Consider the following 14,049-nt stretch of genomic DNA (forward strand, 5'->3'; position numbering starts at 1 on the left):
TCACGGCACGACGATGTCGAACGCCGGGTCGCCCTGCACGAGCACGCCGAGCAGCTGCTCCAGCACCGCCCGGTCGCCCTCGAGTTCCAGGCCCGGGCCGTCGACGTCGCCCCCGGCGAGCGTCAGCAGCCGCGGCTTCGACAGCGTCAGGGTCACCCCGGCGGTCGACGGGTCGGCGGGCTTCACGAGGTGCACGAGCACGCCGTTGCGCAGCGTCACCCGGTGGTTGCGGCCGAGGTCGCTGAGCGTGACGTCGAGCGCGAGGTCGAGGTCCCATGCGGCGGGCCCGTCGACGCGGATCGCCACCGAATCGAGCAGCTGCTCGACGGTGAGCTGGGCGACGATCTCCGGCGCAGCGGTGGAGGTCGGCGTGCCGAAGTTCTCGCCGCGCAGCTCCGTCGCCCCCGAGAGGAAGAAGTTGCGCCACGGCCCGTTCTCCGCGCCGTAGGCCAGCTGCTCGAGCGTGTCGGCGTAGAGGGCACGGGCGGCCGGATGCTCCGCATCGGCGAACACCGCATGGTCGAGGAGCGTCGCCGCCCAGCGGAAGTCGCCCTCGTCGTACGCGGCCTGCGCGAGCTCGACCACGCGGTCGAGCCCGCCGATCGCGGCGACGTACCGCTCGGCGAGCGGCTTCGGCGGGTGCGGCCAGAGCCTGGCCGGGTTGCCGTCGAACCAGCCCATGTAGCGCTGGTAGATCGCCTTCACGTTGTGGCTGACCGACCCGTAGTAGCCGCGCGTGTTCCAGGCGCGCTCGAGCGCCGGGGGCAGCACGATCTCCTCGGCGATCTCGGCACCGGTCATGCCGAGGTTCAGCATGCGCAGCGTCTGGTCGTGCAGGTAGGCGTAGAGGTCGCGCTGCTGCCCGAGGAACTCGCGGATCTCGTCGGCGCCCCAGGTCGGCCAGTGGTGCGACGCGAACACCACGTCGGCGCGGTCGGCGAAGCGTTCGATGGCCTCGGTGAGGTAGCCGGCCCACACCCGCGGGTCGCGCACGAGCGCGCCGCGCAGCGTGAGCAGGTTGTGCAGCGTGTGGGTGGCGTTCTCCGCCATGCAGAGCGCGCGCCTGCCGGGCAGCAGGAAGTGCATCTCTGCGGGCGCCTCGGTGCCGGGCGCCATCTGGAACTCGAACTCGACGCCGTCGATCACGTGCGTCTCGCCCGTGCGGCGGATCTCGAGGGTCGGCAGCATGATGCCCGCGTGGCCGGTCGACGTGGTCTGCCCGAGTCCGGCACCCACCTGGCCCCTGGGGCCGCGCTCGAGCGCCGCGCCGTACATGTACCCGGCACGCCGCCCCATCGCGACCCCGGCGTACACGTTCTCGGCGACCGCCTCGCTCACGAGGTGCTCCGGGTAGACGACCTGCACGGCTCCGCGGGTCACGTCGTCCGGGTCGACCACGCCGAAGATGCCGCCGAAGTGGTCGATGTGACTGTGCGTCACGATCACCGCGGACACCGGCCGGTCGCCGCGGTGCGCACGGTAGAGGGCGAGCGCGGAGGTCGCGGTCTCCTTCGAGATGAGCGGGTCGACGACGATGACCCCCGCATCCCCCTCGATGAAGCTCACGTTCGACAGGTCGAGCCCGCGCACCTGATAGATGCCCTCGACCACCTCGAACAGGCCGACATTCGACACCAGCGACGACTGGCGCCAGAGGCTCGGGTTCACCGTGTCGGGGGCGTCCCCGTCGATGAAGTCGTAGCTGCCGGCGTCCCAGACCGTGTCGCCCGAGGCATCCGTCACCACCCCCGACTCGGGTGCGCCGAGGAAGCCGCGCTCGGCGGCCTCGAAGTCCCTCGTGTCGTCGAACGGCAGCTGCTCGACGAGGCGTGCGTGCGCGTCGCGAATCGCCTGGGTCGCGTCGTTGTGATCCATGTGTGTTCCCCCTGCTCAGACCCTACGTGCGCGTGCCCGCGGTCGCCAGCAGGCTCCGCAGGGGTGACGGATGCCTCCGCAGGCGGCTATCCTCATCCGCATGGCGCACGCGCGGCGATTTCGTCGCCCCCGGCCGGCTCTCGGCCCGGGGCGATCGTCGATGCGCGCACTCTCGTAGGGCCGCGACGTCCCGGTGACGGGCCGGACGGGGGAGCATCCTCCATCCGCTCTCACTCGCAAAGGACTCCGCCATGCCCACCCTCGCCGATCGCTCGCCCGCTCCCGTTCCCGCGCCCGCTCCCGCCGTGCGCCTGCTCACCGCCGACGCGGTGCGCGACGCCCTCGCCGTGCGCGACCTCGCCGACCCCGCCCAGGGCCCACACGCGATGCAGCTCGTGCTCGCCGACGTGCTCGATGCCGTCGGCGCGCTCTGGGGCACGCCCGTCGCCGTCACCCGCTCGACCCCGCTCGTCACCGTCGCCGACAACTACGACCAGCTCGGCTACGACCCCGCCGACGTCACGCGCGACGCGCGCTACACCCGGTACGTCGCCCCCGGCGTCATGCTGCGCAGCCACACCAGCTCGGGCGTGCCCGCGATCCTGCGCGGCCTCGCCGCCGATCCCCCGCGCGGCTACGACGTCGTGCACGCCCTGCCCGGCGTCACCCACCGCCGCGATGCGGTCGACCGCCTGCACGTCGGCACCCCGCACCAGCTCGACCTCTGGCGCGTCGCCGACCGCGGCTACCTGCCGGGCGAGACGCTCGACGAGCTCGCGGGAGCGGTCGTCGACGCCGTGCTGCCGGGCGCGCGGTGGCGACAGGTGCCGGCGAGGCATCCGTACACCCGCGACGGCCGGCAGGTCGATGTCAGGCACGACGGCGAGTGGGTCGAGCTCGCGGAGTGCGGCGCGATCGATCGCGGAGTGATCCGTCGCGCCGGGCTCGACCCGCACCTCTGGACCGGGGTCGCGCTCGGCATGGGTCTCGATCGGGCGCTCATGCTGCGCAAGGGCATTCCCGACATCCGGATGCTGCGCTCGGCGCACCCGCTCGTCGCCGCCCAGATGCGCGACCTCGAGCCGTGGCGGCCCATGTCGTCGCAGCCCGCCGTGCGGCGCGACCTGTCGCTCGTGGTCGCGGGCGACGTCGACGACGAGTTGCTCGGCGACCGGGCGCGCGATGCGCTCGGCGCGGAGGCCGACGTGCTCGAGTCGCTCGAGGTGCTGGCGGTGACGGATGCCTCGGAGCTGCCCGCCGCGGCCCGCGAACGCCTGCGCACCCGGCCGGGCGACCGCAACGCGCTGGTGCGTCTCGTGCTGCGCCCGCTCGACCGCACGCTCACCGACGCCGACGCGAACGTGCTGCGCGACCGCGTCTACCTCGCGCTGCACGAGGGCGAGGTGCGCGAACTCATCGCCGGCCCGTGAACTGCGGCACTTTTCAGGAGCGCCGGATCAGCGGCATCCGTCACTTTTCAGGATGCCGGGCGGGCGCCGGTGCAGATTCATGCATCGGGCCGGTGCCCGCCGCCGATCTCGTGCGCGAGAGCCCGAACCTGCGGCGATCTGCGCCACCGGCGCGCGGCGGCTCCTGAAAAGTGCCGCCCCACGTCGGCGGGTGCGCGGCCGGATCCGGGTCGACTTCCTGAAAAGCGCCCCGAAACGTCAGTCGAGCAGGTCGTGGCGCACGACGATCGCGTCGCGGCCGGGGCCGACGCCGATCGCCGAGATGCGCGCGCCGCTCATCGCCTCGATCGCCAGCACGTAGTCCTGCGCGGCCTTCGGCAGTTCGTCGAAGGTGCGGGCGCCCGTGATGTCCTCGGTCCAGCCCGGGAACTCCTCGTAGATCGGCGTCGCGTGGTGGAAGTCCGACTGGTTGACGGGCAGCTCGTCGAACCGCTCGCCGTCGACGTCGTAGGCGACGCAGACGGGAATGGTCTCGAGCCCGGTGAGCACGTCGAGCTTGGTCAGCACGAAGTCGGTCACGCCGTTGATGCGGGCGGTGAAGCGCGCGATCGGCGCGTCGTACCAGCCGCAGCGGCGCGGGCGCCCGGTGGTCGTGCCGAACTCGAAGCCCTTCGCGCGCAGGAACTCGCCCGACTCGTCGAACAGCTCGGTCGGGAACGGGCCGGCGCCGACGCGGGTCGTGTACGCCTTCACGACGGCGATCACGCGGTCGATGCGGTTCGGCGCGATGCCCGAGCCGGTGATCGCGCCGCCCGAGGTGGCGTTCGACGACGTCACGAACGGGTACGTGCCGTGGTCGACGTCGAGCATGGTCGCCTGGCCGCCCTCGAACAGCACGGTGTCGCCCGCGTCGAGCGCCTGGTGCAGCATCAGCGCGGTGTCGGTGACCATCGGGCGCAGCCGGTCGGCGTACGAGAGCAGGTCGTCGACGATCTCGTCGACGCCGATCGCGCGGCGGTTGTAGATCTTCAGCAGCAGGTGGTTCTTCTGGTCGAGCGCGCCCTCGACCTTCTGCCGCAGGATGTTCTCGTCGAAGAGGTCCTGCATGCGGATGCCGACACGGTTGATCTTGTCGGCATACGCGGGCCCGATGCCGCGACCGGTCGTACCGATCTGCCGCTTGCCGAGGAACCGCTCGGTCACCTTGTCGAGCGTGCGGTGGTACTGCGTGATCACGTGCGCGTTGGCGCTGATGCGCAGCTTCGACACGTCGACGCCCCGCGACGAGAGCGCGGTGAGCTCATCGAACAGCACCTCGATGTCGACGACCACGCCGTTGGCGATGATCGGCGTGACGCCGGGTGTCAGGATGCCCGACGGCAGCAGGTGCAGCGCGTACTTCTCGTCGCCCACGACGACGGTGTGCCCGGCGTTGTTGCCGCCGTTGAACTTGACGACGTAGTCGACGCGCGGACCGAGCAGGTCGGTCGCCTTGCCCTTGCCTTCGTCACCCCACTGCGCACCGATCAGGATGATCGCCGGCACGTCAGCGCCCCCGTCGTCGTCGACGGAGACCGTCTCGACGTCCTCGGCGGTGACGGATGCCTCGGGCTCGGCGTCGTCATCAGGCGACTCGGATGCCCCGGGCTCGACGCCGTTCGACGACCCGTCGACGTCGTCGGGGATCTCGGCGGTGTCGTGCCGCGGCTCGTCGTCGGCGGATTCGGCAGCGTCGGCAGCGTCGGCGGCGGGCTCCGCGCTCGTGTACGACGGCGTCGGCGCTCCGTCGAACGCCCAGCTCGCGGGAACGGGCGCCGGCACGGCCGGCTGCGCCTCCGGCGCGACGGTCGGCGGCACGTCGGCCCCGGCCGCGTACGCGGCCGAGACGGGCGCGGCGGGCGCCTCCTCGCCCGGTGCTTCGTCGACCGGCGCCTCCTCGACCGGCGCGTCCGGGGCGTCGGCGGGCTCCTCGGTAGACAGGGCGTCGGCGGACGGGGCGTCGGCGGTGTACCCGGCGGCGTCCGCTGCGGCGATCGCAGCCTCGGCCTCGGCGGTCTGCGCCGCAACGCGCTCGGCGAGCATGGCCTGCACCTCGTCGAGCGAGATGACCTGGGTCGGCGTGAACTCCGAGGCGATGCGCATCTGGGCGTCGGGGTCGGCGGCCGCGAGCTCGTCGGCGGCGGACCCCGCCTCGGCGGCGAGGCCGAGCGAGTTCGCGGCGCGGCGCTTCGCGTCGAGCGCGCGCAGGTAGGCGCGGTTGGGCTCGTGCGACCAGAGCACCGCGTCGCCCGGCTGCCAGCCGGACTCGCGCAGCACCTCGCGCGCGCGGTCGACGGCGACGGTCGCACTCGCGTACGTGTCGGTCACCCGCCCCTCGGAATCGGCGATGTCGGCGAGTTCTGCCCAGGCCAACGGTGACTGCGGATTCGCCCCCACGATGCCGGCGACGTCAGCCCGCCGGCCCCCTGGAGCGCCTCGCGTACGGCGGTCTCGTCGGGCAGGTACCGTTCGGTACGCCCGTTCGTCTCGTCTGCGCTCACACTTCACTCTATCGCGAGGGCCCGTTTCGCCCCGGCTGCGGCGCCGTCCCGCGTCATCCCCCTTCCCGCGAGTCGTCATGAGATGTCGCTATCCGCACGTGGATTCCGACACTTCATGACGACTCGCCGAGGGGGCGGGGCCGAGGGGCGGCGCCGAGGGGGCGGGGCCGGGGCGCGGGCGGGCGGTGCGTCAGACCGGGGTCTGCTGGTGCGCGGCGACGTGCCATGCGCCGCCCTCGTAGAGGTACGTGGTTGACATGCGCAGCTGCACCTCGTCGTCCCCGCGCCGCGCGACCGCCCGGTACGCGAGCACGCCCGCCCGCTCGCCGAGCCGCACGACCGCCGGCTCGTGGATCTCGTAGTGCTCCCACGGCGCGTTGCCGGCGAACGCCTGCATCATCTCGTCGCGGCCGAGCACGGCGCCCTCCACGATCATGAGTCCGTCGCGCGTCATCGCGCGGGTGTAGTGCTCGCCGCCGTGGCCGTCGAGGATGGCGCGCCACCCGGAGTGCTCCTCGTGCAGCAGGCGGGCGGGAAGATCGTCGGTGATCTCGGTCATGAGGCCACGCTAGACCCAGAGGCATCCGCTGCACAGTGCCCGGTGACGGATGCCTCTGAGCCGCGCGCCCGCTCAGAGGCATCCGTCGCCCTCGCCCGCCCCGTCACGATTCAGGTCGCGCACGCGCGCGCAAGTAGGCTGGTGTGCATGTCCAAGGTCCTCACTTCCCTTCCCGTCGGCGAGCGCGTCGGCATCGCCTTCTCCGGCGGACTGGACACCTCGGTGGCCGTCGCCTGGATGCGCGAGAAGGGCGCCGTGCCCTGCACGTACACGGGCGACCTCGGCCAGCCCGACGAGCCCGACGTCGAGGCGGTGCCCGGCCGCGCGATCGAGTACGGCGCCGAGATCTCGCGCCTGGTCGACTGCAAGACCGCGCTCGTCGAGGAGGGGCTCGTCGCGCTGCAGTGCGGTGCGTTCCACATCCGCTCCGGCGGCAAGACGTACTTCAACACCACGCCGCTCGGCCGCGCGGTCACGGGCACGCTGCTCGTGCGCGCCATGATGGACGACGGTGTCGACATCTGGGGCGACGGCTCCACCTACAAGGGCAACGACATCGAGCGGTTCTACCGCTACGGCCTGATGGCCAACCCGCGGCTGCGCATCTACAAGCCGTGGCTCGACGCCGACTTCGTCACCGAGCTCGGCGGCCGCACCGAGATGAGCGAATGGCTGCAGGCGCGCGACCTGCCCTACCGGGCATCCGTCGAGAAGGCGTACTCGACCGACGCGAACATCTGGGGCGCGACGCACGAGGCGAAGAAGCTCGAGGACCTCGACGCGGGCGTCACGATCGTCGACCCGATCATGGGCGTGCCGTTCTGGCGCGACGACGTCGAGATCGCCGCGGAGGACGTGACCGTGCGGTTCGAGCAGGGTCGCCCGGTGGCGCTGAACGGCGTCGAGTACGCGAACCCGGTCGACCTGGTGCTCGAGGCGAACGCCATCGGCGGCCGCCACGGACTCGGCATGAGCGACCAGATCGAGAACCGCATCATCGAGGCGAAGTCGCGCGGCATCTACGAGGCGCCGGGCATGGCGCTGCTGCACATCACCTACGAGCGGCTGCTCAACGCGATCCACAACGAGGACACGGTCGCGAACTACCACAACGAGGGCCGGCGCCTCGGCCGCCTCATGTACGAGGGCCGCTGGCTCGACCCGCAGTCGCTCATGCTGCGCGAGTCGATCGTGCGCTGGGTCGGCTCGGCCGTCACCGGCGAGGTCACGCTGCGCCTGCGTCGCGGCGACGACTACACGATCCTCGACACGTCGGGCCCGGCGCTGTCGTACCACCCCGACAAGCTCTCGATGGAGCGCGTCGGCGACCAGGCCTTCGGCCCCTTGGACCGCATCGGCCAGCTGACCATGCGCAACCTCGACATCGCCGACTCGCGCGCCCGCCTCGAGCAGTACGCGCACCTCGGCATCGTCGGCGGCGCGACCGCGTCGCTCGTGGGCGACCTCACCGAGGGCGAGGCGCTCGCGATCGTCGGCGAGTCGGAGGGCGAGGAGCACGACCGCGACCTCGAGGCGGCGACCGACGCCGCGAACGAGGCGGCGGCGTTCGACCTCGGCACCGACTGACGCGTCTCCGACGGCGGCTCCGCCCCCGCCATCGCCGCCAGCTCCGCACCGGCCCGCCCAAATCACACCGGCACGCGCTGGAACACGGGCCGGTGTGATTTCGACGGGCCGGTGGTTTGGGCCGTGTCGAACTCGGTTCGGCGGGCCGAGTTCGGTTCGGCAGGCCGAGTTCGGTTCGGCAGGTCGAGTTCGACGTGCCCGAACGCGTTGAGCGTGCCGGACGGCGCGCGGCGGTCAGCGAGCGCGGCCAGAGCGCGGCGCCGCGTCAGCCGGGCAGGTCGGCGTGGGCGAGCACCCAGGAGTGCATCGCGATCGCGGCAGCCGCGGAGGCGTTGATCGAGCGGGTCGAGCCGAACTGGGTGATCTCGACGACGGCGTCGGCGGCGTCGGTCGCCTCGGAGGAGAGGCCCGGTCCCTCCTGCCCGAACAGGAGCACGCAGCGGTCGGGCCAGGCGAACGTCTCGATCGGCACGGCGCCGGGCACGTTGTCGACCGCGATGATCGGCACGCCCGCCGCGCGGGCCCAGGCCTCGAAGGACGCGACGTCGTCGTGGTGGTCGACATGCTGGTAGCGGTCGGTCACCATCGCGCCGCGCTTGTTCCAGCGGCGACGCCCGATGATGTGCACGGTGTCGGCCGCGAACGCGTTCGCGCTGCGCACGATCGACCCGATGTTCATGTCGTGCTGCCAGTTCTCGATGGCCACGTGGAACGGATGCCGCCGCTCGTCGAGATCGGCCACGATCGCGTCCATGCGCCAGTAGCGGTACCGGTCGATCACGTTGCGCGTGTCGCCCGCCGCGAGCAGCTCGGGGTCGAAGCGCGGGTCGTCGGGCCACGCGTCCGGCCCGCCGGGCCACGGACCGACGCCGTGCGTCGAGCGCTCGGGGCTCGGCTCGGGCGCGCGCTCCGGCTCGGGTGAGGTCTGCACGCCCCAAGGCTACGGCGGATGCCCGGGGCGCACCGACAACGCGGTCGGGCGCCGGCACGCGGCATCCGCTCGGCTGCTTTTCGGTGACCCGAAACCTGTGTACGATTTCGGTATGCCGAAAAGGTCGACGGATGCCCCGGGCCGACGCCGCAGCGCACGCGCCGTCGCCGCGCTCGCAGGTGCCGTCGCGACCGCCCTCGCGCTGGCCGGCTGCGCCGTCGCCGCGAACGGCGAGGACGACGACCGCCCGGTCGTGCTCACCACGTTCACGGTGCTGCAGGACATCGCGCAGGAGGTCGCCGGCGAGCACCTGCGGGTCGAGTCGATCACGAAGGTCGGCGCGGAGATCCACGGGTACGAGCCGACGCCCGGCGACCTGCGGCGCGCGGCGGAGGCCGACCTGATCCTCGACAACGGGCTGAACCTCGAGGCGTGGTTCGCGCAGTTCGTCGAGGGGCTCGACGTGCCGCACGTCGTGGTGAGCGAGGGCGTCGAGGTCATGTCGATCGCGGAGGACGCGTACGCGGGGCTGCCGAACCCGCACGCCTGGATGTCGCCGCTCAACGTGCAGGTGTACGCCGCGAACATGGCCGACGCGTTCGCCGAGCTCGACCCCGCCAACGCCGACGCGTACACCGCGAACGCCGCCGCATACTCCGACGAGCTGCAGGCCGTGCACGACGAGCTGGTCGCCGAGCTCGCCGCGCTGCCCGAGGCCGAGCGCGCACTCGTCACCTGCGAGGGCGCCTTCTCGTACCTGGCCCGCGACGCGGGGCTCACCGAGCGCTACATCTGGGCCGTCAACGCCGAGCAGCAGGCCACCCCGCAGCAGATCGCGGGCACGATCGAGTTCGTGCGCGACAACGAGGTGCCGGCCGTGTTCTGCGAGTCGACCGTGAGCGACAAGCCGATGCAGCAGGTGGTCGACGCGACGGATGCCGCCTTCGGCGGAACGCTCTACGTCGACTCGCTCTCCGAGGCCGACGGCCCCGTGCCGACGTACCTCGAGCTGCTGCGCCACGACGCCGACACGATCGTCGCGGCTCTCACGGGGAGCGCGGGATGACGGGCGCGGTCAGCCCAGGGGCATCCGCCCCCGCCATCGCGGTCGAGCACCTCACCGTGCGCTACGGCGACGTGCTCGCCGTCGACGACGCGTCGCTCGAGATCGGCGCCGGCCGCGTGTGCGGGCTCGTCGGCATGAACGGGTCGGGCAAGTCGACCCTGTTCAAGGCGATCATGGGCATGGTGCGCCCCGACGAAGGGCGCATCGCGATCGACGGCGGGCCCGCGAAGGCCGCCCGCAAGGCGGGCGCGATCGGCTACGTGCCGCAGAGCGAGGACGTCGACTGGTCGTTCCCGCTCAGCGTGCGCGACGTGGTGATGATGGGGCGATACGGGTTCCAGGGGCCGACCCGCCGTGCGCGCCGCGCGGACCACGAGGCCGTCGACCACGCGCTCGAGCGGGTCGAGCTGGCCGACCTCGCCGGCCGCCAGATCGGCGCGCTGTCGGGCGGGCAGCGCAAGCGCGCCTTCGTCGCGCGCGGCCTCGCGCAGGGCGCGCGCATCCTGCTGCTCGACGAGCCGTTCGCGGGCGTCGACAAGCGCACCGAGGCGACGGTCACCGAGCTGCTGCGCGAGCTCGCCGACGGCGGCGCGACCGTGCTCGTCTCGACCCACGACCTGCACGCGCTGGCCGACCTCGCCGACGAGGCGATCCTGTTCCTGCGGCGCGTGCTCGTGCATGGCGCGCCCAAGGTCGTGCTGCAACCCGAGCACCTCGTGCGGGCGTTCGGCCTCGACGTGCTGCGCCGGCCCGAGGAGGCGGCATGAGCGCCGGGCTCAGGGGCATCCGCTCGCTTCGATCGCGTGGCGCCGCACCCAGGGGCATCCGCTCGCCTCTCCCTCCCCGACCGAGGGGGCGCCGATGATCGACTTCCTCCTCGAGCCGCTGACCTACGACTTCATGCAGCGCGCGCTCGCGGTCACCGTCACGGCGGCGGTCGTCTGCGGCGTGCTGAGCTGCTGGCTCGTGCTCATCGGCTGGTCGCTGCTCGGCGACGCCGTGTCGCACGCCGTGCTGCCGGGCGTGGTGATCGCGTACCTGCTCGGCACGCCGTTCGCGGTCGGCGCGCTGGTGTTCGGGTTCGCTGCGGTCGCGCTCATCTTCCTCGTGCGCTCGACGAGCCGTGTGAAGGAGGACGCCGCGATCGGCGTGGTCTTCACGACCCTGTTCGCGCTCGGCCTGGTGCTCATCTCGGTGTTCCCGAGCCAGACCGACCTCGGGCACATCCTGTTCGGCAACCTGCTCGGCGTGAACACCGCCGACCTCGTGCAGGTGCTCGGCCTCGGCGCGATCACGCTCGCGATCCTGGTGTTCAAGCGCCGCGACCTCACCCTCTACGCGTTCGACCCGACGCACGCGAACGCGATCGGCCTCAACCCGCGCGCGCTCGCCGCCCTGCTGCTCGGCCTGCTCGCGCTCACGGTCGTCGTCGCGCTGCAGGCGGTCGGCGTGGTGCTCGTGGTCGCGATGGTGATCATCCCGGGCGCGACCGCATACCTGCTCACCGACCGGTTCGGGCGGATGCTGCTGATCTCACCCGCGATCGCCGCCGCGAGCGCCCTCGCCGGCATCTACGCCAGCTACTACCTCGACACGTCGTCGGGCGGCATGGTCGTGCTGGCGATGGGCGTCGCGTTCGCGATCGCGTACCTGTTCGCCCCGCGGCAGGGCGTGGTGGTGCGGATGCTGCGGCGAGCGCCCGTTCGGCGCACGGGGGCGCCCACCGACGACGTGGCGGCCAGCGTCTCCTGATCGCCGCCGCTATCCTGACCCCGATGCCCGCCTCCACGAGCCCCGCAGTCGAGGACTACCTCAAGACCATCTACGGCCACACCGAGTGGCAGAGCGAACCGATCACGCCCTCGGTGCTCGCCGGCAAGCTCGGCGTCGCGCCGTCGTCGGTCACCGAGATGGTGAAGAAGATGGCCGCGGCCGGGCTCGTGTCGCACGTGCCGTACGGCGCAGTGCGCCTCACGCCGGGCGGCACGACGCGCGCGCTCGCGGTCGTGCGGCGGCACCGGCTCATCGAGACCTGGCTCGTGCGCGAGATGGGCTACGCGTGGGACGAGGTGCACGACGAGGCCGAGGTGCTCGAGCACGCGCTGAGCGACCGGCTGCTCGAGGCGATCGACGCCCGGCTCGGCCGGCCCGACCGCGACCCGCACGGCGACCCCATCCCCCACGCCGACGGCACGCGCGTGCAGGCCGAGGCGGTGCTGCTCTCCGAGGCATCCGTCGCCCATGTCGGCCGCGTGGTGCGCATCTCGGACCGCGACCCGGCGGTGCTGCGCGACCTGGTCGAGGTGGGCGTGGGGCTCGACACGGTGCTCACCCTCACGGAGGCCACGCCCGACGCCGTCACGGTCGAGCTCGACCCTGCCTCGCTCGCATCGGCCGCTGCTGCAGGGCGAGCGGATGCCCCCGGGCCGGCGCCCGTCGCCTCGGCACCGCTGCACCTGCCGCGGTCGCACGCCGACGCCATCTGGGTGACCGCCTGACCCGACCCGGCAGTTCACTCGCCGGCCGGCTCGCCGAGTCGATGAGCAGTGAGCGGGCGTCGACACGGCTCCCCCCGAACGAGGGTCAGTGTGTTCCCCGATGCCGCATCGGCGACCCCGGAGCACCATGGCGACTGGCGGGCGCTCGGGGCTCGTCCCATCACACCGAAGTCACACCGGAGCCGACGGCTCCATCGGGGGAAAGGGACGATCATCATGGCTCAGCAGAGCAGCGGATCGGGCGCGAAGCGCTCGTCCACGAAGTCCGGCTCGACGTCCAGGTCGAGCGCATCATCGAAGTCGAAGGCGTCATACAGCTACTCGGAGTCGGGCGAGTTCGCCGCGGGTGACGCCTGCGGCACCGCGCTCATCGATGGGTTCGGGTTCACCTCCAAGCCCGTGGTCTGGGCCGACATCGACGGCATGGCCGTCGTCGAGGGCGACATCGTCATCGGCACGGTCGAGGAGGCGCTCGAGCGCGACGTGTCGAAGCTCACGAGCGATCCCGAGGGGCTGCAGTTCTCGGTCGGCATCAGCGGGGCGCAGTTCCGCTGGCCGAACGGGCGGGTCCCGTTCGAGATCGACCCGGGGCTCACGAACCAGTCGCGCGTGACCAACGCGATCGCCCACTGGGAGTCGAACACGCCGCTCGAATTCGTGCAGCGCACGACCGAGACCGACTTCGTCCGCTTCGTGGGCGGCAGCGGCTGCTCATCGCACGTCGGTCGCCGCGGCGGCATGCAGCAGATCACGCTCGGCACGGGATGCTCGCTCGGCAGCACGATCCACGAGATCGGGCACGCCGTCGGGCTCTGGCACGAGCAGTCGCGCGAGGACCGCGACACGTTCGTGGAGATCAGGTTCGCGAACATCACCGCGGGCAAGGAGCACAACTTCAACCAGCACATCTCCGACGGCGACGACCTCGGCGCGTACGACTTCGGGTCGATCATGCATTACTCCGCCACCGCGTTCAGCAAGAACGGACAGCCGACGATCGTGCCGCGCGTGCCGCTCCCGGCGGGCGTCACGATGGGCCAGCGCAACGGGCTGAGCGCCGGTGACATCAACGGCGTGAAGCTCATGTACCCGAACCTGAACTGGCCGAAGGCGCCGATCCTCGACATCACGAAGCGCCCCGACATCGAGGTCTTCAAGAACCCCGCGATCGACGGCCCGAAGCGCGTCAAGGAGATCGTGAAGGAGCCGGTGAAGGAGATCCAGAAGGAGGTCGTGAAGGATCCGGCGAGCGACCCGATCAAGCGGCCGCCGAGCGACCCGGTCACCCTCATCGAGGGCCTCGGCACGCTCGTCGAGAACGTGCGCGTGAACCCGCGCGAGCTCGTCACCAACCCGTTCGCCGGACGCGGCGCACTGCCGTTCGTGCTGGGGCGGCAGAGCGACTTCGTGAGCCACTACCAGGAGGCGCTGGCCGGCGGCCAGGGGCTCGGGGGCGGGGCGGATGCCGCGGAGATCGCGCAGGCTCGGGCGATCGCGCTCGCAGATGCCGTGACCGCGCTCGACCAGGTGCGCGTGACCCTCGCGGCACTCGCAGAGGACCTCGCGAACGAGGCAGGGGTCTAG

The 14,049-nt window shown here is 72.0% G+C and carries 11 protein-coding genes and 1 pseudogene; 7 read left to right on the forward strand and 5 right to left on the reverse strand.

All coding sequences use genetic code 11. The features are described 5' to 3' along the window. A complete protein-coding gene (locus tag QUE38_RS06390; RefSeq protein ID WP_286310810.1) occupies positions 1-1,875 on the reverse strand; it encodes an alkyl/aryl-sulfatase in 1,875 nt (624 codons plus the stop codon). A gap of 251 nt (positions 1,876-2,126) precedes the next feature. Here QUE38_RS06390 and srmL point away from each other — a divergent pair, with 251 nt between their 5' ends. Next, positions 2,127-3,305 carry a PheS-related mystery ligase SrmL gene (gene srmL, locus QUE38_RS06395; protein ID WP_286310813.1) on the forward strand — a complete coding sequence of 393 codons (1,179 nt, stop codon included), beginning with the start codon at positions 2,127-2,129 and terminating at the stop codon, positions 3,303-3,305. 237 nt (positions 3,306-3,542) lie between these two features. Here srmL and QUE38_RS06400 read toward each other — a convergent pair whose 3' ends face one another. The 3 genes and pseudogenes from QUE38_RS06400 to QUE38_RS06410 form a co-directional block, all read right to left on the reverse strand. Next, positions 3,543-4,829 (reverse strand): adenylosuccinate synthase, encoded by a 1,287-nt coding sequence (locus QUE38_RS06400; RefSeq protein ID WP_286311683.1) that lies wholly within the window; start codon positions 4,827-4,829, stop codon positions 3,543-3,545. A gap of 657 nt (positions 4,830-5,486) precedes the next feature. Further along, positions 5,487-5,903 (reverse strand): annotated as a pseudogene (locus tag QUE38_RS06405) (DUF3151 family protein); the annotation flags it as partial. 111 nt (positions 5,904-6,014) lie between these two features. Next, positions 6,015-6,383, reverse strand: a complete 369-nt coding sequence (locus tag QUE38_RS06410; protein WP_286310814.1) for a DUF4440 domain-containing protein — start codon at positions 6,381-6,383, stop codon at positions 6,015-6,017. A gap of 147 nt (positions 6,384-6,530) precedes the next feature. On the opposite strand from QUE38_RS06410, the gene argG reads away from it, so the two are divergent. Continuing rightward, positions 6,531-7,970 (forward strand): argininosuccinate synthase, encoded by a 1,440-nt coding sequence (argG, locus tag QUE38_RS06415; protein WP_286310816.1) that lies wholly within the window; start codon positions 6,531-6,533, stop codon positions 7,968-7,970. A 265-nt stretch (positions 7,971-8,235) separates the two neighbouring features. On the opposite strand, the gene QUE38_RS06420 is transcribed toward argG, so the two are convergent. Further along, positions 8,236-8,901 (reverse strand): TrmH family RNA methyltransferase, encoded by a 666-nt coding sequence (locus tag QUE38_RS06420; RefSeq protein ID WP_286310818.1) that lies wholly within the window; start codon positions 8,899-8,901, stop codon positions 8,236-8,238. 112 nt (positions 8,902-9,013) lie between these two features. On the opposite strand from QUE38_RS06420, the gene QUE38_RS06425 reads away from it, so the two are divergent. From QUE38_RS06425 to QUE38_RS06445, 5 genes are all read left to right on the forward strand, one after another. After that, complete coding sequence (locus QUE38_RS06425; RefSeq protein WP_286310819.1) at positions 9,014-9,967, forward strand: metal ABC transporter substrate-binding protein; 954 nt, start codon at positions 9,014-9,016, stop codon at positions 9,965-9,967. After that, the gene (locus QUE38_RS06430) at positions 9,964-10,734 is read left to right on the forward strand and encodes a metal ABC transporter ATP-binding protein (RefSeq protein ID WP_286310822.1); all 771 of its coding nucleotides are present in this window, start codon (positions 9,964-9,966) and stop codon (positions 10,732-10,734) included. The genes QUE38_RS06425 and QUE38_RS06430 overlap by 4 nt, the downstream gene beginning before the upstream one ends. Before the next feature lie 94 nt (positions 10,735-10,828). Beyond that, positions 10,829-11,719, forward strand: coding sequence for a metal ABC transporter permease (locus QUE38_RS06435; RefSeq protein WP_286310824.1), 891 nt, complete (start codon positions 10,829-10,831; stop codon positions 11,717-11,719). Positions 11,720-11,742: 23 nt separating this feature from the next. Next, on the forward strand, positions 11,743-12,465 hold the full coding sequence (locus tag QUE38_RS06440) for a metal-dependent transcriptional regulator (RefSeq protein ID WP_286310826.1): 723 nt from the start codon (positions 11,743-11,745) through the stop codon (positions 12,463-12,465). A gap of 216 nt (positions 12,466-12,681) precedes the next feature. Continuing rightward, the gene (locus QUE38_RS06445) at positions 12,682-14,049 is read left to right on the forward strand and encodes a M12 family metallopeptidase (RefSeq protein WP_286310828.1); all 1,368 of its coding nucleotides are present in this window, start codon (positions 12,682-12,684) and stop codon (positions 14,047-14,049) included.

The sequence above is a fragment of the Agromyces mangrovi genome, from assembly GCF_030296695.1.
Classification (GTDB): Bacteria; Actinomycetota; Actinomycetes; order Actinomycetales; family Microbacteriaceae; genus Agromyces; species Agromyces mangrovi.